This window comes from Streptomyces corchorusii (assembly GCF_001514055.1).
GTDB classification, from domain to species: Bacteria; Actinomycetota; Actinomycetes; order Streptomycetales; family Streptomycetaceae; genus Streptomyces; species Streptomyces olivaceoviridis.
Genome location: NZ_KQ948358.1, coordinates 397541 through 420072 on the forward strand (window position 1 = coordinate 397541; position 22532 = coordinate 420072).

The 22532-nt window shown below is 72.4% G+C and carries 21 protein-coding genes; 9 read left to right on the forward strand and 12 right to left on the reverse strand.

Features of this window, described 5'->3' with window-relative positions; all coding sequences use genetic code 11:
* The 8 genes from icmA to AQJ11_RS22855 form a co-directional block, all read right to left on the reverse strand.
* A complete protein-coding gene (gene icmA, locus AQJ11_RS22820) occupies positions 1–1701 on the reverse strand; it encodes a coenzyme B12-dependent isobutyryl-CoA mutase large subunit (protein ID WP_014675053.1) in 1701 nt (566 codons plus the stop codon).
* Positions 1702–1776: 75 nt separating this feature from the next.
* Positions 1777–2115, reverse strand: a complete 339-nt coding sequence (locus tag AQJ11_RS22825; protein ID WP_041665507.1) for a DUF3817 domain-containing protein — start codon at positions 2113–2115, stop codon at positions 1777–1779.
* Between the two features lie 42 nt (positions 2116–2157).
* Positions 2158–2664 (reverse strand): MarR family winged helix-turn-helix transcriptional regulator, encoded by a 507-nt coding sequence (locus AQJ11_RS22830; protein ID WP_014675051.1) that lies wholly within the window; start codon positions 2662–2664, stop codon positions 2158–2160.
* A 375-nt stretch (positions 2665–3039) separates the two neighbouring features.
* Positions 3040–3690, reverse strand: a complete 651-nt coding sequence (locus AQJ11_RS22835; RefSeq protein WP_014675050.1) for a TetR/AcrR family transcriptional regulator — start codon at positions 3688–3690, stop codon at positions 3040–3042.
* On the reverse strand, positions 3687–4367 hold the full coding sequence (locus AQJ11_RS22840) for a DUF4166 domain-containing protein (RefSeq protein WP_059264191.1): 681 nt from the start codon (positions 4365–4367) through the stop codon (positions 3687–3689). The genes AQJ11_RS22835 and AQJ11_RS22840 overlap by 4 nt, the downstream gene beginning before the upstream one ends.
* Positions 4364–5116: a hypothetical protein gene (locus tag AQJ11_RS22845; RefSeq protein WP_059264192.1), complete on the reverse strand. Its 753-nt coding sequence runs from the start codon at positions 5114–5116 to the stop codon at positions 4364–4366. Before AQJ11_RS22845 ends, AQJ11_RS22840 begins: the two co-directional genes overlap by 4 nt.
* A gap of 175 nt (positions 5117–5291) precedes the next feature.
* A complete protein-coding gene (locus AQJ11_RS22850) occupies positions 5292–5585 on the reverse strand; it encodes an MTH1187 family thiamine-binding protein (RefSeq protein WP_014675047.1) in 294 nt (97 codons plus the stop codon).
* Positions 5582–5926 carry a DUF3817 domain-containing protein gene (locus AQJ11_RS22855; RefSeq protein ID WP_014675046.1) on the reverse strand — a complete coding sequence of 115 codons (345 nt, stop codon included), beginning with the start codon at positions 5924–5926 and terminating at the stop codon, positions 5582–5584. The genes AQJ11_RS22850 and AQJ11_RS22855 overlap by 4 nt, the downstream gene beginning before the upstream one ends.
* 153 nt (positions 5927–6079) lie before the next feature.
* On the opposite strand from AQJ11_RS22855, the gene AQJ11_RS22860 reads away from it, so the two are divergent.
* From AQJ11_RS22860 to AQJ11_RS22875, 4 genes are all read left to right on the forward strand, one after another.
* The gene (locus AQJ11_RS22860) at positions 6080–6712 is read left to right on the forward strand and encodes an AIM24 family protein (protein ID WP_059264193.1); all 633 of its coding nucleotides are present in this window, start codon (positions 6080–6082) and stop codon (positions 6710–6712) included.
* A 1-nt stretch (position 6713) separates the two neighbouring features.
* Positions 6714–7364, forward strand: a complete 651-nt coding sequence (locus AQJ11_RS22865; protein ID WP_059264194.1) for an AIM24 family protein — start codon at positions 6714–6716, stop codon at positions 7362–7364.
* The gene (locus AQJ11_RS22870) at positions 7361–8170 is read left to right on the forward strand and encodes an AIM24 family protein (protein WP_059264195.1); all 810 of its coding nucleotides are present in this window, start codon (positions 7361–7363) and stop codon (positions 8168–8170) included. The genes AQJ11_RS22865 and AQJ11_RS22870 overlap by 4 nt, the downstream gene beginning before the upstream one ends.
* Before the next feature lie 92 nt (positions 8171–8262).
* Entirely contained in the window at positions 8263–8739 is a 477-nt protein-coding gene (locus tag AQJ11_RS22875; RefSeq protein WP_014675042.1) for a MarR family winged helix-turn-helix transcriptional regulator, read from the forward strand.
* Positions 8740–9005: 266 nt separating this feature from the next.
* Here AQJ11_RS22875 and AQJ11_RS22880 read toward each other — a convergent pair whose 3' ends face one another.
* From AQJ11_RS22880 to AQJ11_RS22890, 3 genes are all read right to left on the reverse strand, one after another.
* Entirely contained in the window at positions 9006–10040 is a 1035-nt protein-coding gene (locus AQJ11_RS22880) for an MFS transporter (protein ID WP_341846289.1), read from the reverse strand.
* A 773-nt stretch (positions 10041–10813) separates the two neighbouring features.
* Positions 10814–11770, reverse strand: coding sequence for a methylmalonyl Co-A mutase-associated GTPase MeaB (gene meaB / locus AQJ11_RS22885; RefSeq protein ID WP_014675040.1), 957 nt, complete (start codon positions 11768–11770; stop codon positions 10814–10816).
* 70 nt (positions 11771–11840) lie between these two features.
* Positions 11841–13049: an acetyl-CoA C-acetyltransferase gene (locus AQJ11_RS22890; RefSeq protein WP_167360871.1), complete on the reverse strand. Its 1209-nt coding sequence runs from the start codon at positions 13047–13049 to the stop codon at positions 11841–11843.
* A 149-nt stretch (positions 13050–13198) separates the two neighbouring features.
* Between AQJ11_RS22890 and mce the strand changes: the two genes are divergently transcribed.
* The 3 genes from mce (at position 13199) to AQJ11_RS22905 (ending at position 19069) form a co-directional block, all read left to right on the forward strand.
* Entirely contained in the window at positions 13199–13639 is a 441-nt protein-coding gene (gene mce / locus AQJ11_RS22895) for a methylmalonyl-CoA epimerase (RefSeq protein ID WP_014675038.1), read from the forward strand.
* 206 nt (positions 13640–13845) lie between these two features.
* Positions 13846–17946 (forward strand): polarized growth protein Scy, encoded by a 4101-nt coding sequence (scy, locus tag AQJ11_RS22900; protein ID WP_059264196.1) that lies wholly within the window; start codon positions 13846–13848, stop codon positions 17944–17946.
* A gap of 187 nt (positions 17947–18133) precedes the next feature.
* Positions 18134–19069 carry a coiled-coil domain-containing protein gene (locus tag AQJ11_RS22905; RefSeq protein WP_014675036.1) on the forward strand — a complete coding sequence of 312 codons (936 nt, stop codon included), beginning with the start codon at positions 18134–18136 and terminating at the stop codon, positions 19067–19069.
* A 63-nt stretch (positions 19070–19132) separates the two neighbouring features.
* Here the strand turns inward: AQJ11_RS22905 and AQJ11_RS22910 are convergent, their stop codons facing one another.
* The gene (locus tag AQJ11_RS22910; RefSeq protein ID WP_279616951.1) at positions 19133–20662 is read right to left on the reverse strand and encodes an outer membrane protein assembly factor BamB family protein; all 1530 of its coding nucleotides are present in this window, start codon (positions 20660–20662) and stop codon (positions 19133–19135) included.
* Between the two features lie 100 nt (positions 20663–20762).
* Here AQJ11_RS22910 and AQJ11_RS22915 point away from each other — a divergent pair, with 100 nt between their 5' ends.
* Together AQJ11_RS22915 and AQJ11_RS22920 are read left to right on the forward strand one after the other, a co-directional pair.
* Positions 20763–21716 carry an ABC transporter ATP-binding protein gene (locus AQJ11_RS22915; RefSeq protein ID WP_014675034.1) on the forward strand — a complete coding sequence of 318 codons (954 nt, stop codon included), beginning with the start codon at positions 20763–20765 and terminating at the stop codon, positions 21714–21716.
* Between the two features lie 2 nt (positions 21717–21718).
* Positions 21719–22492 carry an ABC transporter permease gene (locus tag AQJ11_RS22920; protein WP_059264197.1) on the forward strand — a complete coding sequence of 258 codons (774 nt, stop codon included), beginning with the start codon at positions 21719–21721 and terminating at the stop codon, positions 22490–22492.
* Positions 22493–22532 lie beyond the last annotated feature (40 nt).

The window sequence follows — 22532 nt, forward strand, 5'->3', positions numbered from 1 at the left end:
CTAGAAGCCGGCCGGCTCCGTGTACACCCCCCACTCGTCCCGCAGCACCCCGCAGATCTCCCCCAGCGTCGCCTCGGCCCGCACGGCCTCCAGCATCGGCTCGATCATGTTGGCCCCGGACCGGGCCGCGGCGAGCATCCCGTCCAACGCCCCCCGCACAGCCGCCTCGTCCCGCGCCGCCTTCCGCTCGGCGAGCACCCGCACCTGCTCCCGCTCCACCTCATGGCTGACCCGCAGGATCTCCAGGTCCCCGGTGACGGACCCGGTGTGGACGTTGACGCCGACGACCTTCTTGTCCCCCTTCTCCAGCGCCTGCTGGTACCGGAACGCGGACTCCGCGATCTCCCCGGTGAACCAGCCGTCCTCGATCCCGCGCAGGATGCCGGACGTGATGGGCCCGATCGGGTGCCGCCCGTCCGGGTGAGCCCGCAGCCCCCGCTCCTTGATCTGCTCGAAGATCTTCTCCGCGTCCGCCTCGATCCGGTCCGTCAGCTGCTCGACGTACCAGGAGCCGCCCAGCGGATCGGCCACGTTGGCGACCCCGGTCTCCTCCATCAGCACCTGCTGCGTGCGCAGCGCGATCTCCGCGGCCTGCTCGGAGGGCAGGGCGAGGGTCTCGTCGAGCGCGTTGGTGTGCAGCGAGTTGGTCCCGCCGAGCACGGCCGCCAACGCCTCCACCGCCGTGCGCACCACGTTGTTGTACGGCTGCTGCGCGGTCAGCGAGACACCCGCGGTCTGCGTGTGGAACCGCAGCCACTGCGCCTTCTCGGACTTCGCGCCGTACACGTCCCGCATCCACCGCGCCCAGATCCGGCGCGCCGCCCGGAACTTGGCGATCTCCTCGAAGAAGTCGACGTGCGCGTCGAAGAAGAAGGACAGGCCGGGCGCGAAGACGTCGACGTCGAGACCGCGGCTGAGCCCCAGCTCGACGTACCCGAACCCGTCCGCCAGCGTGTACGCCAGCTCCTGCGCGGCCGTGGACCCGGCCTCCCGGATGTGGTACCCGGAGACGGAGAGCGGCTTGTACGCCGGGATCCCCGCCGCGCAGTGCTCCATCAGGTCGCCGATCAGCCGCAGGTGGGGCTCGGGCTGGAAGAGCCACTCCTTCTGGGCGATGTACTCCTTGAAGATGTCGGTCTGGAGGGTCCCGTTGAGCACGGCCGGGTCGACGCCCTGCCGCTCGGCGGCGACCAGGTACATGCAGAAGACGGGCACGGCGGGCCCGCTGATGGTCATGGAGGTCGTGACGTCCCCCAGCGGGATGTCCTTGAAGAGCACCTCCATGTCGGCGGCCGAGTCGATGGCGACCCCGCAGTGCCCGACCTCGCCGAGGGAGCGGGGGTCGTCGGAGTCCCGCCCCATGAGCGTCGGCATGTCGAAGGCGACGGACAGGCCCCCGCCGCCGGCGGCGAGGATCATCTTGTACCGCTCGTTGGTCTGCTCGGCATTGCCGAACCCGGCGAACTGCCGGATCGTCCAGGTGCGGCCGCGGTAGCCGGTCGGATGGAGCCCGCGCGTGAAGGGGTACTCCCCGGGCCAGCCGATCCGCTCGAATCCCTCGTACGTGTCACCCGGCCGGGGCCCGTACACCGGCTCCACGGGGTCGCCGGAGAGCGTGGTGAAGTCCGCGTCGCGCTTGCGCGCGGCGTCGTAGCGGGCCTGCCAGCGTCGGCGGCCCTCCTCGATGGCGTGAGCGTCCATACCCTCGAATTTACTTGGACGTCCTAGTAAATGTCGATGGCAGACCGCCGCACGGCATCCGTACGGCGGTACCCGCTACGCCTTGGCGACGGCCGGGGTCTCGTCGGCGACCCGGGGCTCCAGCTCGCGGCTGATCTTCCGCTCGACGAAGAACGCTGCGGTCGGGATCGTCCCCGCCAGCAGCACCCAGAGCTGGCGGCCGACCGGCATCTTGGCCTTGGAGCCCAGGTCGAACGCGAAGATCAGGTAGACGACGTACAGCCAGCCGTGGGCGATGGCGACGACCCGGGTGAAGTCGGCGGCACCGTCGACGTCCAGCCCGTACTTCGCGATCATGCTCAGGCAGAGCAGCACCAGCAGCACGCCGGTGGTGTAGGCCATGACGCGGTAGCGGGTCAGCACGCTTTTCTTCATGGAGCGAGCGTAACCACCCGTTCCGGGAGATCTTGCCCCGGGTCACTCGTCGAAGTCGTGTGCCGCGATCCGCAGCGGGCGCAGCAGCGCGAAGATCTCCTGGCACTCCTCGGCGTCGTACACCCCGAGCCCGAAGTCCATGGCCATCAGGTCACGGGTGGCCGCGTCGACCACCTCGCGCCCCTTGTCGGTGATGACGGCCAGCGTGCCGCGCCCGTCGTTGGGGTTGGGCCGCTTGGCGACCAGCCCGGACCTCACCAGCCGGTCCACCGTGTTCGTCACGGACGTGGGGTGCACCATCAACCGCTCACCGATCTTGGACATCGGCAGCTCACCGGCCTTGGAGAAGGTGAGCAGCACCAGCGCCTCGTACCGGGCGAACGTCAGCCCGTACGGCTTGACCACCGCGTCCACCTCGGCGAGCAGGATCTGCTGGGCCCGCATGATCGAGGTGATCGCGGCCATGGACGGCACCTTGCCCCATCGCTGCTTCCAGAGTTCGTCGGCGCGGGCGATGGGGTCGAACGGGAGGCTGAGAGGCTTCGGCACGTCTTCAGACCCTACCGGCCGGTCATATGCCGGTCAGCTCCGTCTCGCCTTTCGGTCCCCTGCCGCTCACGAACGCGTGCCGGCGGCTCCGCGCGGGGCGGCGGACGCGGGGTCACGACAATCCGTCACGCCCGGCGCACCGGTGAGGACACGTCGGCGGGTGAAGCGCACGGGGCGGATGCCAGGGCGGTGCCGGCCGCCGGGGGCGCCGGCGAAGGGGGTGCGGCCTTCGCGGCGGACCCGGTCGAGGCGGAAGGCCCCGCAGTGCGGTTCCGACGGCCCGCAGCCGCGTGTCCCGGACCGGGTACGGGTCGTCTCGGTGCGGGGCGTGGCTGCCGCACACCTGGCGCCCGCGCACCCCGGCCGTCCGAGCGGTCAGCCGCGTCCCCGCCGCCGCAGGTGGTGCCGGACGGCCCGCTGGGCGACCGGGCCCAGGGACTCCACCGCGGCCACGAGCGCGCCGAGCTGCTCCAGGGCGTCCAGCGCCGCGTGCGCCCCCGTCTCGTCCACCCCCTCGTACAGCTCGATGCCGACGAACGACGCGGCCACCGCCCGCGCCAGGCCCGCCGGATCGGCGAACTCGCCGAAGGGGGTCGTCGCCAGCACGCGCCGGAGCACCCGCTCGATCTCGGTGATCCACAGCCGCAGCCCGTCGGCCGTCGCCGGGCCCAGTGCCGCGTGCGTCGGGGCGCCGGCGAGCAGCTGGCCGAGCAGGGCCACATGGCCGCCGGCCCGCTCGTGCTCATGGATCTCGCGGCCGACGGCGAGGAGCTCGGCGAGCGAGTCCACCGCGGCGAGGCGCTCGCGGTACCGGGCCACGGCCTTCTCCGCGCCGTACCGGCAGGCCGCGGCGAGCAGCTCGTCCACCGATCCGAAGTGGTAGAAGACCAGCGCCTGGTTGACCCCGGCCGCCGCCGCCACCGTACGGGCCGACGTCTTGGCGATGCCCTGCTCGGTGAGCGTCCGCAGGGCGCCCTCCAGCAGCTTCGTCTTGGTCTCCTGCGCCTTCGCGGTCTCCGGGCTCACGCGCGCGCCTCCTCCCGCACCGGGCGGAGGCCGGGCCGCACGCCATGGGCGCGGACGTCGGTGTACGACGCCATGAAGGAGCCCTCGTAGCCGAAGAGCGGGCCGAACCAGCGGTTCACCACGCGCACGCGGACGCGGAAGCGGCCGGTCGTCTCGTCGTACGACTCCCGGACCTCGGCCGTCGCGCCGATGAGCTCGGGGACGCGGACGTCCACCGGGCCCTCCCGGAACCGGTGCGCGCCGGAGCGGATGAGCAGGGAGCCGTCGGGCTCGGCGCGGAAGTGCAGGTCGGTCGCCAGGTGCTGGTGGGTGCCGAGGTAGTCGAGGACACGGTCGCCCCGGGGGCCGAGCACCATCTGGGCGTCGAAACGGCGGGCGCGGCCGGGCAGGTGGAAGGTGCGCACGAAGCTCACCGTCTCACGCCCGAAGGTGTCCCTGTAGGGCACGTTCTCGATCACGAAGGGGACGTTCCGGCCGGGTCTCGGGACCAGGATGTTCCGGGTGGCGCCCAGCGCGAGGAACGGTTTCACGAAGGCCGGTCCGTGCCAGATCCGGTCCATCACGCCCCGGCCGGTGCAGGCCTCGCCGCCGGCCAGCCCCACCGAGAAGCGGCGCCGCAGGGCGGGGTGGAGGCGCTGGAACTCCGCTCCCATGGCGGTCTGGAAGATCGAGGTCATCCGTGCTTCTCCAGGGTGCGCAGCAGGCGGGGCGCGCGGGTTCGGGTGGCGGGGGCGCGCAGGCAGCGGCGGGCGGCCGGGGTGCCGGCGAGCGGTGCCTTGAACAGGGCCAGGGAGACGCCGAGCAGGAGCAGGAGCGGGCAGAGGTAGGCCAGCGAGTCCGCGAAGGGGCCGGACGGGCCGGGGAGCGAGCCCCGTCCCAGTCCGGTCAGGCACAGGGCGAGCAGGAGCGCCCGGGCCGTCAGTTCGGCCAGCCAGCGGTACAGGGCCCGCTCGGGGGTGATGCCCCGCTCCAGCCAGAGCCGGAGCCGGTCGAAGGACCAGGCGGTGGCCCAGCCCATGAGCGGGCGGAACAGCAGGCGGTCGGCGAGGGCGCCGGGCGCTCCCCAGCGGGGGCGGTAGTCGTAGCCGGTGAGGAAGCGGACGCCGTGGGCGTCGGGGACGTAGCGCCAGTAGCCGCTGCCCTCGGCGATCAGGGAGAGGGGGTGCGGGGAGGCGAAGCGCAGGGCGGAGGTGCGGGTGCCGTCGGGGCGTTCCTTCTCGCCGGCGGCCACGCCGGTGCCGGAGACCGTGAGGAACGGCAGCACGCGCGTGGCGTACCGGAAGCGCTGCGGCTCGCCCTCCGCGCGCGGGAGGTACTCGATCTCGGTGAAGCGCAGGTCCCAGCGCTGGTGGCGGGCGGGGTCCTGGGTGCGGGCCCAGAGCTCGTCGAGGTCGGCGCGGATGTGCGTCTCTATGTAGAGACCCATGTGTTCCCCCCACGTGAGCCCGCGTTTGAGCGACTGCTCAAATCGTCTGGCGCCGAACGTACACCTTTTTGAGCGACCGCTCAAAGGGTGGGTACGGCAAAACCCCGGCCCTGCGGGACCGGGGTCTCGGGGGTTTCGGGGTCTCGGGGTTTCGGGGTTTCGCCGAGGGGTGGGGCTACTGGGCGAGGTGCCGTTCGACGGTCTCCACCTTGGACGTGAGCCCGTCGGTCACTCCGGGGCGGATGTCGGCCTTGAGGACGAGCGAGACGCGCGGGGCGCGCGCCTCGACGGCGGCGACGGCCCGTTTGACGACGTCCATGACCTCGTCCCACTCGCCCTCGATCGAGGTGAACATGGCGTCGGTGCGGTTGGGCAGGCCCGACTCGCGGACCACGCGCACGGCGTCGGCGACGTACTCCCCCACGTCCTCACCGACGCCGAGGGGCGTCACGGAGAAGGCGACGATCATGCGTTCACGACCCCTTCCTTGCGGGCCCGGGCGGCGATGACGGCGTCCTCGGCCTCGCGGCGCAGCTTGCGCTCGGCGAAGAAGCCTCCGGTCGGCAGCACCGAGAGGACGAAGTAGAGGGCCGCCGTCTTCAGCGGCCACTTGGCGCGGTTCCAGGCGTCCGCCCAGAAGATCACGTAGAGGATGAAGAGGACGCCGTGGACCGCGCCCATCACGGGGACCGCGTTGAAGTCCGTGGTCCGCTTGAGCACCGAGCACAGGAGCAGGATCAGGAAGGACACGGCCTCCGGGGCCGAGACCAGTCGGAGACGGCGGAGGGCGGTGGCGGTCTTGATGTCCACGGGTCACCTTCGGTGGGAGAGTCATTTGTGAACGCACGCACAAGCGTTCCCCCATTGTGGCAAACCGCGCCCTTAGGGGTCCGCTCAGGGTGGGTCTCCACCCATGGGCCCTGTTCCGTCCACCCGCCCGGCCGCTACTTTCGCAGCGTGGCGATGTTCCGGCTCCAGGGGAGCAAGGTCCTCGCCGTCGACATGACCGGGGACGCCGTGAAGGCGAAGAACGGCTCGATGGTCGCGTACGACGGGCAGATGGCCTTCAAGAAGCTGAGCGGTGGCGGCGAGGGGCTGCGCGGGATGGTGACCCGGCGGCTCACCGGTGAGCAGATGACGGTGATGGAGGTGAAGGGACACGGGACCTGCTGGTTCGCGGACCGGGCGTCCGAGATCAACCTGGTGAGCCTCCAGGGCGACAAGCTCTACGTGGAGGCGGGCAACCTGCTGGCCACGGACGCGGGGCTCAGAACGGGCACGACGTTCACGGGGCTGCGCGGGGCCTCGCAGGGCAACGGCCTGTTCACGACGACCGTGGAGGGCCACGGCCAGGCGGCGATCGTCTCGGACGGGCCGGCGGTCGTGTTCCGGGTCAGCCCGCAGTACCCGCTGACCGTCGACCCGGGCGCCTACGTGGCCCATCAGGGCAACGTCCGGCAGTCCTTCCAGTCCGGTGTGACGTTCCGCACGCTGCTCGGGGAGGGCGGCGGCGAGGCCTTCCAGATCCGCTTCGAGGGCGACGGACTGGTGTACGTGCAGCCGAGCGAGCGGAACACGATCGCGGGGGACCTGTGAGATGACCTTCCGAGAGATCAACTCCAAGATGGTCGAGGCGACGGTGGTGCCGGGGCAGCGGCTGTTCAGTCAGCGCGGCGCGATGCTCGCCTACCAGGGGGACGTGTCCTTCACGCCCAACGCCCAGGCCGGACAGGGCGGGCTGATGTCCATGATCGGGCGCCGGGTGGCCGGCGAGGCGACCCCGCTGATGACCGTCGAGGGCAGCGGCACGGTGTTCTTCGGGCACGGCGGCCACCACGTCCATGTGATCACCCTCGCCGGCGACACGCTCTACGTCGAGGCCGACCGGCTGCTCGCCTTCGAGGGCACGCTACGGCAGGGGACGATGTTCATGGGCTCCCAGGGCGGGGTCATGGGCATGGTGCGCGGACAGGTCACGGGGCAGGGTCTGTTCACGACGACTCTCCAGGGACAGGGCGCGGTGGCCGTGATGGCGCACGGCGGCGTCTTCGAGATCCCGGTCACCCCGCAGCGTCCGGTCCATGTCGACCCCCAGGCGTACGTCGCCCACCACGGCGAGGTCCGCAACAGGCTGTCCACCGCGCTCGGCTGGCGCGAGATGGTGGGCCGGGGCTCCGGCGAGGCCTTCCAGCTGGAGCTGAGCGGCAACGGCACGGTGTACGTCCAGGCCTCGGAGGAGAAGCTGTGAGCACCTACGTCACTCCCGGCGCCGGGCCGGTCGTGCACGACCCGATGACGCTGCCCGCCGACGACAACGTGAACAAGTACACCTTCTGCGTGGAGCTCAAGGGCGGGCAGTGGTTCCTCCAGAAGGGGAAGATGATCGCCTACTACGGGACGATCGAGTTCAACGGCATCGGGCACGGGCGACTCGACCGACTTGTCCGTACGTCGTTCCATTCGCCACTGCACGCGAGCGACTGGGTCGTGGCCGAGGGCTCCGGCAAGATGCTGCTGGCCGACCGGGCCTTCGACGTCAACTCCTATGACCTGGACGACGGGAACTTGACCATTCGCGCGGGCAACCTGCTCGCTTTTCAGCCAAGTCTCGCGCTCAAGCAGTCGATCGTGCCGGGTTTTCTGACCCTTATCGGAACCGGGAAGTTCGTGGCGGCATCCAACGGACCGGTGGTGTTCCTGGAACCTCCGATCCGGGTCGACCCCCAGGCGCTCGTCGGGTGGGCCGACTGCCCTTCCCCGTGCCATCACTACGACCACGGGTATCTGACGGGTGTACTGGGCGGTCTACGTGCGATGACGGGCCTCGGCGGGGTGTCCGGGGAGGAGCACCAGTTCGAGTTCGTGGGCGCCGGGACGGTCCTGCTCCAGTCGACGGAGACCCTCATGGCCGACGCGGCCACGGGGGCGGTTCCCCCCGAACCGGGGGTCCCGGGCGGTGGCGGAACGGCACCGGGCGGACACGGTCCGCAATCGTCGGGCGTACCGCGCCTTCCCGGACAGCTGGGGGACCTCCAGCGTCGCTTCGGGCTGTGAGCGGTAGTCTGCGGAGTGTGACGTCGAACGCGTGCGCACTGTCACACCACCCGAAGTAGTTCGCCATTCAACTTCTTAGGTAGACTTCATTCATGGAGACCGAGACGGCCACGCGCTGGCTGACCGATGCGGAGCAGTGCGCTTGGCGCACCCACCTGGAGGTCAACAGGCTGTTGACGTACCAGCTCGAAAAGGATCTGCAACCGTTCGGCCTGACAATGAACGACTACGAGATCCTGGTGAACCTGTCCGAGTCGGAAGACGTGCGGATGCGGATGAGCGACCTCGCCTCCGCGACGATGCAGTCCAAGAGCCGGCTCTCGCACCAGATCACGCGTATGGAGAACGCGAACCTGGTGCGCCGGGAGAACTGCGACACGGACCGGCGAGGGCTGTACGCCGTGCTCACGGATCACGGCCTGGAGACGATGAAGAAGGTCGCGCCGCACCATGTCGCGTCGGTGCGCCGGCACTTCATCGATCTGCTGTCGCAGGACGCGCTGATGGAACTGGACAAGGCGCTGAAGCCCATCGCCGAGCATCTGCGGGGGCAGCGCGGGCGTCCCTGAGCCGGACTCGCCGACCCGGGACGCGCGGTAGCCGGGCGGGGGGTGGGTGCGCTTACCGGCGCCGAACGGGCGCCGCGCCCACCCCTGCCGTCCCGGCGGTGCGACTGCCCGCGGCCACCGCGGCTACCAGGGCGGCTGCACCCGCCAGGGTGAAGCACAGGGGCAGCGGCAAGCGGCCGATCACCAACCCGGCCGCCATCGCCCCGCCCGAGCTTCCCGCGTTCACCGCCATGTTCACCCATGCCCCGGCCTGCGTACGGGCGCTCTCAGGAGCCGATTCGTCGGCCAGGAGGTAGGCCGTCGTCAGGGCCGGGGCGATGAACGCCCCCGCGCAGGCCAGGGTCGCCGCGAGGGTCCCCAGGCCGGGGGCCAGGCCCGCTGCCGCGAGCACGAGACCGAGCCCCGCCGCGAACCGGCACAGCCGGGTCCGGGCACTCGCACGCCACCGCACCACCCCGTTGGCCAGCCCCCCCCAGCGCGCTCCCCGCCGAGAGGGCGCCCAGGACCCAGGGGACCAGGGCGGGGTCGTAGGAACGGTCCGTGGCGAAGGCCATCACCAGCAGTTCCACGGCACTGAGAGCCAGCCCCGTCCCCAGGACGACCACGACCGGGGGCCACAGCCCCCGGAGCGGGGCGACCCGCTCCCGGCCGGGCTCCTCCCCGGCGGGGCCCGCCGAGGCAGGCCCCGGGCCTTGACGGGTCATCGCCGGGGACGTGACGAAGGCGCACGTGCCGCCGGCGTTCAGGGCCGCGCTGAGGAGGATTCCCGCGGCCGGCGGGGCGAAGCCCCCGAGCGTGGCGATCAGGGCCGGGCCGGAGACGTACAGCAGTTCCTCCGCGACGCCGTCCAGACTGTAGGCGCGTCGCAATAGGTCCCGGTCCGTCACCAGTTCGGACCACAGGGCGCGCATCGTCGGGCCCAGCGGGGGCGCGCAGGAGCCCGCGAGGGCGGCCGTGAGCCCGATGGCCGCCGCCGGTGCACCGGGACGCCAGGTCAGCACGGCCAGGATGCTCAGCAGGGCGCCGTACAGCGCGGACATGGGCGGCAGGACCCTGCGCGGGCCGTGGCGGTCGATCAGGGCGGCCCGCAGCGGCGTCAGGAAGACCGTCGTGGCGCCGAAGAGGGAGAGGACGGTGCCCGAGACGGCGTACGACCCGGTGGCGTGGGTGACGGACAGCAGCACCGCCGGCGAGACCGTGCCGTAGGACAGGCGGGCCGTCAGGGCGGCGGTGAAGGTGCGGCGCGCGTGCGGGACGCGCAGGACGGCGGCGTACGAGGGCCGCGAAGGGGGCGTGGACACGCGGGGTTCCTCGGGAAGAGGCGGAAAGAGGGGCACCGAAGGGCGCGGCGGCCGTCAGCCCGACCGCGCGATTCCGGGTGCGCTCTACGCCAAGGAGAGGAACATGCGGGTCAAGGTAGCAGCACGATCACCGTGCCGCCGACCCTCGGCAACCGGCCAAGCCCACGCCGAGCGCATCCGCCGCGCGGCACGGGCGTCCGCCCCGTCGGCAACGATCCGCACGCGTCCCCAGCGCGGCACCGGGGGCCCAGCCCGCCGACGAGGTCCACTCGCGCGCCGCGGCCCTCCACGAGCCCCACAACGAGGAGCCCAGCCCGCGGCACCCAACCGGCCACAGTGCTCACCTCGCCGCCCGCTCTCAGCTCATCCCCGCACCGCAGGCGTCCAGCTCGCCGGCAACGATCCACCCGCGGTGCTCAGCCCCACGACCACCTCGTCCGCCGCACGGCACCGGGGCCCGGCCCGCCGACGACGGTCCACACGCATCCTCAGCTCCACGACCACTTCGTCCACCGCTCGGTACGGGCCCGCCCAGTGCACCGACGACGGTCCACTCGCGACCCTCCGCCCGCCGCAGCTCCGAACAGCTCATCCGCCGTACGGGAGGAGTCCAGCCCGCGACACCCAACCGGCCACAGTGCTCACCCTCGGCTCACCGTCCGCCCCGCCCAGCGCCTACGCGTCCCTACGCACCAGAGGCGTTCGCCCCGCTCGTACCCCTCCCCCACACCTGAGGCGGCGGCCGGTGCGCCGGTGGTGGTTCTTCGCCTCGGTCAGCTCTCCGTCAGTCCCGCGACGAGTTCGTCCGCCGCGCGGTAGGGGTCCAGTTCGCCGGTGACGATGCGTTCGGCGAGGGCGCTGAGGCGGCGGTCGCCGTGCAGGTCGCCGATGCGTTCGCGCAGGGCCGTCACCGCGATGGTCTCCACCTCGCGGGCCGCGCGGGCCTTGCGGCGCTCGGCGAGGGTCCCGCGCTCCTCCATCCAGGCCCGGTGCTTCTCCAGGGCCTCCACGACCTCGTCGACGCCCTCCGCGCGCGCCGCGACCGTCTTCACGATCGGCGGGCGCCAGTCGCCGGGGCCCCGGGCCTCGCCCAGGCCCAGCATGTGGTTCAGTTCGCGGGCGGTGGCGTCGGCGCCGTCCCGGTCGGCCTTGTTGACGACGTACACGTCGCCGATCTCCAGGATTCCGGCCTTCGCCGCCTGGATGCCGTCGCCCATACCGGGGGCCAGGAGGACCACGCTGGTGTCCGCCTGGGAGGCGATCTCCACCTCCGACTGGCCCACACCGACCGTCTCGACCAGGATCACGTCGCAGCCGGCCGCGTCCAGCACCCGGATGGCCTGCGGGGCCGCCCAGGCCAGGCCGCCGAGGTGGCCGCGGGTCGCCATGGAGCGGATGTAGACGCCGGGGTCGGAGGCGTGCTCCGACATCCGGACCCGGTCGCCGAGCAGCGCGCCGCCGGAGAACGGCGAGGAGGGGTCGACGGCCAGGACGCCGACCCGCTTGCCCTGCTTGCGGTACGCGGTGACGAGCGCGGAGGTGGAGGTGGACTTGCCGACGCCCGGCGAGCCCGTCAGACCGACCACGTACGCGTTGCCGGTCAGCGGGGCCAGCGCCGCCATGACCTCCCTCAGCTGCGGGGACGCCCCCTCCACGAGGGAGATCAGCCGGGCCACGGCCCGCGGCCGGCCTTCCCTGGCCTGGGCCACCAGAGAGGAGACGTCCTGCATCACAGCTCCGTTCACTTCACCGACGTACCGGAAATCAGACCTGCCGTACCGGAATCAGACCTACGGTGTCTCAGGCCTTCGGTACCCGCACGATCAGCGCGTCACCCTGGCCACCGCCGCCGCACAGCGCCGCCGCGCCGATGCCGCCGCCGCGCCGCTTGAGCTCCAGCGCCAAGTGGAGCACGAGCCGGGCGCCGGACATGCCGATCGGGTGACCCAGCGCGATCGCGCCGCCGTTGACGTTCACCTTTTCCGTGGAAACGCCGAGGTCCTTCATTGACTGCACGGCGACGGCGGCGAAGGCCTCGTTGATCTCGATGAGGTCCAGGTCGGAGACCTCCAGGCCCTCCTTCTTCAGGGCGTGCAGGATGGCGTTCGACGGCTGGGACTGGAGCGAGTTGTCCGGGCCGGCCACATTGCCGTGCGCGCCGATCTCGGCGAGCCAGGTCAGGCCCAGTTCCTCGGCCTTGGCCTTGCTCATCACGACCACGGCCGCCGCACCGTCCGAGATCTGCGAGGAGGAGCCGGCGGTGATCGTGCCGTCCTTGGCGAAGGCCGGGCGCAGCTTGGCCAGGGACTCGGCGGTGGTGTCGCCGCGGATGCCCTCGTCCTTGCTGAACAGCACCGGCTCGCCCTTGCGCTGCGGGATCTCCACCGGGGTGATCTCGGCCTCGAACAGGCCGTTCTTCTGGGCGGCGGCGGCCCGCTGGTGGGACAGGGCGGCGATCTCGTCCTGCTCGGGGCGCTTGATGCCGAGGCGGGTGTTGTGCTTCTCGGTGGACTCGCCCATCGGGATGTTCTCCCACGGGTCGGTCAGGCCGTCGTAGGCCATCGCGTCGAGCATCTGCACCGCGCCGTACTTGTACCCTTCGCGGGACTTGGGGAGCAGGTGCGGGGCGTTGGTCATGGACTCCTGGCCGCCCGCGACGACGATGTCGAATTCACCCGCGCGGATCAGCTGGTCGGCGAGGGCGATGGCGTCGAGGCCGGAGAGGCACACCTTGTTGACGGTGAGCGCCGGCACGGTCATCGGGATGCCGGCCTTGACGGCGGCCTGGCGGGCCGGGATCTGGCCGGCGCCGGCCTGGAGGACCTGGCCCATGATCACGTACTGCACCTGGTCGCCGCCGATCCCCGCACGGTCGAGGGCGGCCTTGATCGCGAAGCCGCCCAGGTCGGCTCCGGAGAAGGACTTCAGCGAGCCCAGCAGCCGCCCCATGGGCGTCCGGGCGCCCGCGACGATCACCGAGCTGGTCGTTCCAGAAGATCCAGAAGACATGAGGTGCGATCCCCTTCCAGCTGCACACAGCCGAGGAGTGAACGAGGGTTTACTTCGAATGTACTGAGCGGTTGGACACGGCGTCACCGGCCCGCCGGTGTGATCGCGCGCACGTTGCGTAACCACCCGGGGAGCGCTGCACTGAATCCATGCTGACGCGAATCGACCACATCGGGATCGCCTGCCACGACCTCGACGCGACCGTCGAGTTCTACCGGGCCACGTACGGCTTCGAGGTGTTCCACACCGAGGTCAACGAGGAGCAGGGCGTGCGGGAGGCCATGCTCAAGATCAACGACACCTCGGACGGCGGCGCCTCCTACCTCCAGCTCCTCGAACCGGTCCGCGAGGACTCCACGGTCGCCAAGTGGCTCGCGAAGAACGGGGAGGGCGTCCACCACATCGCCTTCGGCACGGCGGACGTCGACGGGGACGCCGCGGACATCCGCGCAAAGGGCGTCCGGGTGCTGTACGACGAGCCACGACGCGGTTCCATGGGGTCGCGGATCACCTTCCTGCACCCCAAGGATTGCCATGGCGTTCTGACAGAACTGGTCACTTCGGCCCCTGTTGAGTCACCTGAGCACTGACCCGCGTACATAAGGGCCGGTAGGGTTGGGGGCGGTCGTCTCCGAAACGGGGACGGCCGCATGCCGGGGTCCGGGTTTCGGGGGACGAGCGTCGGGGCAGCAGCCCGTGCTCCGCCGTCTGTCTGACACCATTCCCCGGGGGCCCCGTTCGGCGGATGGACGGAGCTCGTTGGAGAAGCTGACCAGGGGACGGATGAGACCGCGCAGTGCGGGGCTACGAGAGCCAGGAGCGAGAGCCGGCGGCTGACGTCGACCACCTCTCTCGGTTCGAGGCCGAGATGAAGCGGCTGAGGACCGAGCGCGAGAAGGCGATCCAGCACGCCGAGGACCTCGGCTACCAGGTCGAGGTGCTGCGCGCCAAGCTGCACGAGGCGCGGCGCACCCTCATGACCCGGCCCGCCCACGACGCGGGTGACATCGGGTACCAGGCCGAACAGTTGCTCCGCAACGCCCAGATGCAGGCCGAGCAGCTGCGCCAGGACGCCGAGCGGGAGCTGAGCCAGGCCCGTGCGCAGACCCAGCGCATCCTTCAGGAGCACGCCGAACAGGCGGCGCGGCTCCAGGCGGAGCTGCACCAGGAGGCGGTGACCCGGCGCCAGCAGCTCGACCAGGAGCTGGCCGAGCGCAGGGCCACCGTCGAGTCGCACGTCAACGAGAACGTGGCCTGGGCCGAGCAGCTGCGCGCCCGGACCGAGCAGCAGGCCCGCCGGTTGCTGGAGGAGTCCCGCGCGGAGGCCGAGCAGGCGATGGCCGCCGCCCGCGCGGAGGCCGAACGGCTGACCCGGGAGGCCCGGGAGCGGCTCCAGAGCGAGGCCGAGTCGGCGCGCGCGGAGGCCGAGCAGATCCTGCGCCGGGCCCGCGCGGACGCCGAGCGGCTGCTGAACGCGGCCTCCACGCAGGCGCAGGAGGCCACCGAGCACGCCGAGCAGCTGCGGACGGCCACGGTCACCGAGTCGGACGCGGCGCGCCGGCAGGCCGCCGAGCTGAGCCGGGCCGCCCAGGAGCGGATGGCGGCGGCCGAGGAGGCGCTGCGCAAGGCGCAGGCCGAGGCCGAGAAGGTGGTCACGGAGGCGAAGGAGGCCGCGGCCAAGGCCCTCGCCACCGCCGAGTCCGCCAACGAGACCCGGACGCGCACCGCCAAGGAGCAGGTCGCCCGGCTGGTCGAGGAGGCCACCAAGGAGGCCGAGCAGACCAAGTCCGAGGCCGAGCAGCTGGTCGCGGACGCCCGCGCCGAGGCCGAGAAGATCGTCGCCGAGGCCGCCGAGAAGGCCCGCTCGATCACCGCCGAGGAGACGGCCACCCAGCTGTCCAAGGCGGCCAAGACCGCCGAGGACGTCCTCAACAAGGCGTCCGAGGACGCCCAGAAGACCACCCGGGCCGCGGCCGAGGAGGCCGAGCGGATCCGCTCGGAGGCCGAGGCCGAGGCGGACCGGCTGCGCGCCGAGGCGCACGACATCGCCGAGCAGCTCAAGGGCGCGGCGAAGGACGACACCAAGGAGTACCGCGCCAAGACGGTCGAGCTCCAGGAGGAGGCCCGGCGGCTGCGCGGCGAGGCCGAGCAGCTGCGCGCCGACGCGGTCGCCGAGGGCGAGTCGATCCGCGCCGAGGCCCGCCGGGAGGCGGTGGCGCAGATCGAGGAGGCGGCCAGGTCCGCCGAGGAGCTGCTGGCCAAGGCCAAGGCGGACGCCGACGAGCTGCGGCAGACCGCGACCGCCGACAGCGAGAAGGTCCGCACCGAGGCCATCGAGCGGGCCACCGGTCTGCGCCGGCAGGCCGAGGAGACCCTGGAGCGCACCCGCAAGGAGGCCGAGCGGCTGCGCTCCGAGGCCGCCGAGCAGGCCGAGACGGTCCGGTCGGACGCCGAGAAGGCCGCGCGGGAGCTGCGCGAGGAGACCGAGAAGGCCGTCGAGTCCCGTCGTGCCGAGGCCGCCGACGAGTTGGGCCGGCTTCAGGCCGAGGCGCAGGAGCGGCTGGCGTCGGCCGAGCAGGCGCTGACGGACGCCCGTGCCGAGGCGGCCCGGATCCGCCGGGAGGCCGCCGAGGAGACCGAGCGGCTGCGCGCGGAGTCCGCCGAGCGGATCCGTGCGCTCCAGCAGCAGGCCGAGGCCGAGGCCGAGCGGCTGCGGAACGAGGCCGCGTCCGACGCGTCCGCCTCCCGCGCCGAGGGCGAGGCCATCGCCGTACGGCTGCGGTCCGAGGCCGCCGCCGAGGCCGAGCGGCTGAAGGCGGAGGCGCAGGACACCGCCGACCGGGTGCGCGCGGAGGCGCAGGCCGCCGCCGAGCGCCTCGGCACCGAGGCGTCCGAGACGCTGGCCGCCGCGCAGGAGGAGGCCGCCCGGCGCCGCCGCGAGGCCGAGGAACTCCTCGGCGCCGCGCGCGAGGAGGCCGACCAGGAGCGGCAGCGGGCCCGCGAGCAGAGCGAGGAGCTGCTGGCCTCGGCGCGCAAGCGCGTGGAGGAGGCGCAGGCCGAGGCCACCCGCCTGGTGGAGGAGGCCGACCGGCGCGCCACCGAGATGGTCGCCGCCGCCGAGCAGCACGCGCAGCAGGTGCGGGACTCCGTCGCCGGGCTGCACGAGCAGGCGCAGGAGGAGATCGCCGGGCTGCGCTCGGCCGCCGAGCACGCGGCGGACCGTACCCGCCGGGAGGCCGAGGAGGAGGCGGACCGGGTCCGCGCCGACGCCTACGCCGAGCGGGAGCGGGCGAGCGAGGACGCCTCCCGGATCCGGCGCGAGGCGAACGAGGAGTCCGAGGCCGCGAAGGCGCTGGCCGAGCGGACGATGGCGGAGGCCATCGCGGAGGCCGAGCGGCTGCGCACGGACGCGGGCGAGTACGCCCAGCGGGTGCGCACCGAGGCGTCGGACGCGCTGGCCGAGGCCGACCAGGCGGCGGCCCGCACCCGGGCGGACGCCCGCGAGGACGCCAACCGCATCCGCTCCGACGCGGCCACCCAGGCCGACACCCTCATCACCGAGGCCCGCAACGAGGCCGAACGGCTCCAGACCGAGACGCTCGCCGAGGCCGAGCGGCTCCAGACGGAGACCGCCGCGGAGGCCGTGCGCGTCCGCACGGAGGCGGCGGAGACGCTCACCGAGGCCACCGAGGCGGCGGCCCGCACCCGGGCCGACGCCCGCAAGGACGCCAACCGCATCCGCTCCGACGCGGCCACCCAGGCCGACACCCTCATCACCGAGGCCCGCAACGAGGCCGAACGGCTCCAGACCGAGACGCTCGCCGAGGCCGAGCGGGTGCGCACGGAGGCGCTGAGCGAGGCGGACCGGGTCCGCGCCGAGGCGCTCGCGAGCGCCGAGCAGCTGCTCGGGGAGGCCACCGACGAGGCCGAGCGGCTGCGGGCCGAGGCGGCCGAGACCGTCGGCTCGGCGCAGACGCACGCGGAGCGGCTGCGGGCCGAGGCCGAGCGGGCGAAGGCGGAGGCGCGGGCGGAGGCCGAACGGCTCGTCAACTCCGCGCGCCAGGAGGCCGAGCGGACCCTGGACGAGGCCCGCAAGGACGCCAACAAACGGCGTTCGGAGGCGGCCGAGCAGGTCGACAAGCTCATCACGGAGACCACGGCCGAGGCCGACAAGCTGCTCACCGAGGCGCAGCAGCAGGCGCTGAAGGCCACCGCGGACGCCGAGTCGCAGGCCGACACGATGGTCGGCGCGGCCCGCAGCGAGGCCGACCGGATCGTCTCCGAGGCCACCATCGAGGGCAACTCCCTGGTGGAGAAGGCCCGGACGGACGCGGACGAGCTGCTGGTCGGCGCCCGCCGGGACGCCACCGCGATCCGGCAGCGCGCGGAGGAGCTGCGCGACCGCATCACCGCCGAGATCGAGGAGCTGCACGAGCGGGCCCGTCGCGAGGCCGCCGAGACGATGAAGGCCACCGGCGACCGCTGCGACGCGCTCATCAAGGCCGCCGAGGAGCAGCTGGCGAAGGCCGAGGCGAAGGCCAAGGAGCTGGTGTCGGACGCCAACTCCGAGGCGGGCAAGGTGCGGATCGCCGCGGTCAAGAAGGCGGAGGGGCTGCTCAAGGAGGCCGAGCAGAAGAAGGCCAGCCTCGTCAAGGAGGCCGAGGAGCTGAAGGCGGAGGCGATCCGCGAGGCCCGGCGCACGGTCGAGGAGGGCAAGCGGGAGCTGGAGATCCTGGTGCGCCGGCGCGAGGACATCAACGCCGAGATCTCCCGGGTCCAGGACGTGCTGGAGGCGCTGGAGTCCTTCGAGGCCCCGGCGGCCGGCAAGGACAACGGAGTCAAGGCGGGCGCCACGGTGGGTGCCCCCCGTTCGGGTGGCAAGTCGTCAGACAGCTAGCGTACGAGGTACGTTCGGGTGTCTCCTGGGGGCTTTGCCCGACTCCCTGGCAAGCCGTCCGACGGTCAGCCACCCAAATGGGGTGCCATTCTCCAGATCAAAACCGTATCTGCTCGATGACACACCGCTTCGGCCCCTAGGATTCCCCTTATCACCTCACTCACCGGTCTCATTCGACAGGAACCCCATGAGCGACACTTCCCCCTACGGCTTCGAGCTTGTGCGGCGTGGATACGACCGCGCTCAGGTGGACGAACGTATCTCCAAGCTCGTCTCCGACCGTGACAGCGCTCTCGCCCGCATCACCGCCCTGGAGAAGCGCATCGAGGAACTGCACCTCGAAACGCAGAACGCCCAGGCCCAGATCACGGACGCCGAGCCGTCGTACGCGGGTCTCGGCGCGCGGGTCGAGAAGATCCTGCGCCTGGCCGAGGAAGAGGCCAAGGAGCTGCGTGAGGAGGCCCGGCGGGCAGCCGAGCAGCACCGCGACCTCGCCGAGTCGGCGGCCCAGCAGGTCCGCAACGACGCCGAGTCGTACGCGGCCGAGCGCAAGGCCAAGGCCGAGGACGAGGGCGTCCGGATCGTCGAGAAGGCCAAGTCCGACGCGGCCCAGCTCCGTGCCGAGGCCCAGAAGGACGCGCAGTCCAAGCGCGAGGAGGCGGACGCCCTCTTCGAGGAGACCCGCGCCAAGGCCGCGCAGGCCGCCGCCGACTTCGAGACGAACCTGGCCAAGCGCCGCGAGCAGTCCGAGCGCGACCTGGCCTCGCGTCAGCAGAAGGCCGAGAAGCGCCTGGCCGAGATCGAGCACCGGGCCGAGCAGCTCCGCCTGGAGGCGGAGAAGCTGCGCACCGACGCCGAGCGCCGCGCCCGTCAGACGGTGGAGACCGCCCAGCGCCAGGCCGAGGACATCGTGGCCGACGCCAACGCCAAGGCCGACCGGATCCGTTCGGAATCCGAGCGCGAGCTGGCGGCGCTCACCAACCGCCGCGACAGCATCAACGCCCAGCTGACGAACGTCCGCGAGATGCTCGCCACGCTGACCGGTGCCGCGGTGGCCGCGGCCGGCACGTCGACCGACGACGAGCCGATCTCCCGGGGCGTTCCGGCGCAGCAGTCCCGGTAGGTCCGGGCAGTCGTACGACCCTGAGGGGCGGTGGGACCTGGTCCCGCCGCCCCTTCGGCATCGCTAGCGCAGGCCGTACAGGGGCGGTTCCTTCGTGCCGTCGCCGTTGACGACGATCCAGGTGCCGTCCGCGCGCAGCAGTCGGGTGTGCCCGGCCAGCCGGTTGGTGGTGACCGTGACGCCGTCGTCCTCGCCGATCCGGTCCCCGTCGGCGGTGTCGAAGGTCCACAGCCGGCCGTTCGGGCCGAGTACGGCGACCCGGTCGGGGCCGGTGGACACCAGCCCGGCGATCCCGTCCACCCCGGCGCGCCACAGCCGCCGCCCGTCGCCGAGGGAGTAGGCCGAGACGTGGTCGGCGTCGTAGCCGCCCGGTTTCTGGGTGGCGACGACGAGGGTGTTCCCGACGACCGTCGCCGGCAGGGCGGGCCGTGCCCTGAAGTCGTCGCCGCCGACCTCGCGGAGCATCAGGTCCTCGTCGTCGGCGGAGAGCGGGACGCTCACCGGGTCGCCGTCGCCGTCGGGGTAGGCGAGGACGGCCGCGACACCGCGCTCGTCGCGCTCCGCCAGCAGCAGGGTGAACGGTTCGGCGGAGAGCACCATGGCCGTGTCGACGGGGCTCTCCACGGGCAGTGCCCGGCTGCCGCGCTGCCTGCCGGTGGCGTCGTCCAGGGTCACCACCCGTGCGCTGCCCTTGTCCTCGTCCTCGCAGGCGACCACGACCCGGGCGGTGCCGCCGGTGGCGGAGACGACGTTCGGCGCGCATGTCACGTCGCTCTTCGCCCCGCGCAGATCGGCGCTCCAGCGCGGGCGGCCGTCGGTGAGGCCGTACGCGCGCACCCCGGTGTCGGTGAGCGCCAGGGCCACGCCGCCGTCGGCCGCGAGCAGGCTGTCGCTGCCGGAGGTGAACGCGGAGACGCCCTCGGTCTTCCGCTCCCACAGCGTGCGGCCGGTGCGGGTGTCGACGCCCCACACGGTGTCACAGGGCTTCTCGTAGCGGGCGAAGGCGACCAGGCCGACGCCGTCGGCGACGTCCTCGCTCATCGCGCACACCGACTCGCGCACCGGCGCCCGCAGGGTCCAGCGGCGGTCGCCGTCGTGGGCGTCGTAGGCGACCAGCGCGTCGCCGCGTACCCGGACCACGGTCGAGCCGTGCCCGCCCGTGGTCCACACGCCCTCGGCCCGGACGCTCGACGGCCGGTCCTTCTCGGTCTGCCAGGCGAGGTCGAGCACCGGTCCGCGCATCCACAGGTACGCCTGCCACCCGGGCCACAGGGCGAGCAGCACGCCGGTGACGGCGAGGACGGCGGGCAGGACCTTGCCGGGGCGCCGGTCGGTGAATTTCCCGATGGTGAGCAGCAGGGCGATGTAGCCGCCGAAGGTCAGCGCGAACGCCAGGAGGAGGGTGGGTGCGGTGCCCTCCGGGCAGGGCCGGTACCGGCCGCCGCAGGAGCCGCCCGGGACGGACGTCCAGCCCAGGACGTGGAACTCCACCGCGAGCCCGGCCGCCGCACCGGCGGCCACCACCGCGAGGCCCGCCCGCGCTCCGCGCCACCCCGCGCGCGGTCTGCCGTCCTGGACCACTGTCTCCCCCACCGTGTCCCGCCCCCGGCGCCCCCCGCGCCGTTCAAGGGGGCTGGAGCATACCGCGCCCGCTCAAGTGGCAGCCGTCCCGAGCCCGTCCTAGCGTGGCCGCATGATCGAGCTGGACGGGCTGACGAAGCGGTACGGCGAGAAGGTGGCGGTCGACCACCTCACCTTCGCCGTCCGGCCGGGCATCGTGACGGGGTTCCTCGGGCCCAACGGCGCCGGGAAGTCCACGACCATGCGGATGATCCTCGGGCTCGACCGCCCCACCGCGGGCGACGTCCGGATCGACGGCACGCACTACGACCGGCTGAAGGACCCGCTGACGTACATCGGCGCGCTGCTGGACGCCAAGGCGGTGCACGGCGGCCGGAGCGCCTGGAACCACCTGCTGTGCCTCGCGCAGAGCAACGGCATCCCGGAGCGCCGGGTGGCGGAGGTCCTGGAGACGGTCGGGCTGACCGCCGTGGCCCGGAAGAAGGCCAAGGGGTTCTCGTACGGCATGGGGCAGCGGCTCGGGATCGCCGCCGCGCTGCTCGGGGACCCGCGGATCCTGATGTTCGACGAGCCGGTCAACGGCCTCGACCCGGAGGGCATCCACTGGATCCGGAACCTGATGAAGTCGCTGGCCGCGGAGGGCCGGACGGTGTTCGTGTCGAGCCATCTGATGAGCGAGATGGCGCTGACGGCCGATCACCTGGTGGTCATCGGGCAGGGGCGGCTGCTCGCGGACACCTCCATGGCCGACTTCATCCGGACGAACTCGCGGTCGTACGTGCGGATCCGCTCCCCGCAGCGCGAGCGGCTGCTCGACGTGCTGCACCAGGCCGGGATCACCGTCGTGGCGGCGGGCGGCGGGGCGCTGGAGGTGGAGGGCGGCAAGGCGGAGCAGATCGGTGAGCTGGCCGCGCGGTACGGGCTCGTGCTGCACGAGCTGAGCCCGCGGCAGGCATCGCTGGAGGAGGCGTTCATGCGACTGACGGCGGAAGCGGTGGAGTACCACGCGCAGGCCGGTCCCGGTCCCGTCCCGCAGGACTGGGGCGCCGGCTGGAAGGGGGCCTGACCATGGCGGCCGTACAGGTCATCCGGTCCGAGTGGACCAAGATCCGGTCGGTGGCGTCCACGGTGTGGACCCTGTCGCTGGCCGTGGTGGTCACCGTCGCCCTCGGGACGCTGATCTCCGCGCTGTCGAACCGGCAGTTCGCGAACATGCCCGCGCGCGAGCGGCTCTCCTTCGATCCCACGGCCGTCAGTTTCGCGGGCATGACCCTCGGCCAGCTCGCGATGATCGTGTTCGGGGTGCTGGTCGTCTCCACCGAGTACAGCACCGGCATGATCCGGGTCTCGCTGGCGGCCGTGCCCCGGCGCGGCACCTTCCTGTTCGGCAAGGTCGCGGTGGCCGCCGCGCTCGCGCTCGCCGTGGGCATGGTGACGAGCTTCGCCGCGTTCTTCCTCGGCCAGGCCATGCTCGGCTCCCACCGGGCCGCCATCGGCGACCCCGGCGTGCTGCGCGCGGTCTTCGGCGGCGGGCTGTACATGACCCTGATCGCGATGTTCTCCATGGGCATCGCCGCGATGCTGCGCTCGCCGATGCTGTCCCTCGGCATCCTGATGCCGTTCTTCTTCCTGATCTCCAACATCCTCGGCAACGTCGACGCGACCAAGAAGATCGGCCGCTTCCTGCCCGACCAGGCCGGCAGCCGGATCATGCGGGTGGTGCCGCGGGTGGCCGACGACACGCCGTACGGTCCCTGGGCCGGGCTCGGGATCATGGCGCTGTGGGTGGCCGCCGCGCTGGCGGGCGGCTACCTCCTCCTCAAGCGCCGGGACGCCCAGTAGGCACCGCCGTCACACGCCGTAGTGCTCTGGCTTTACTTTC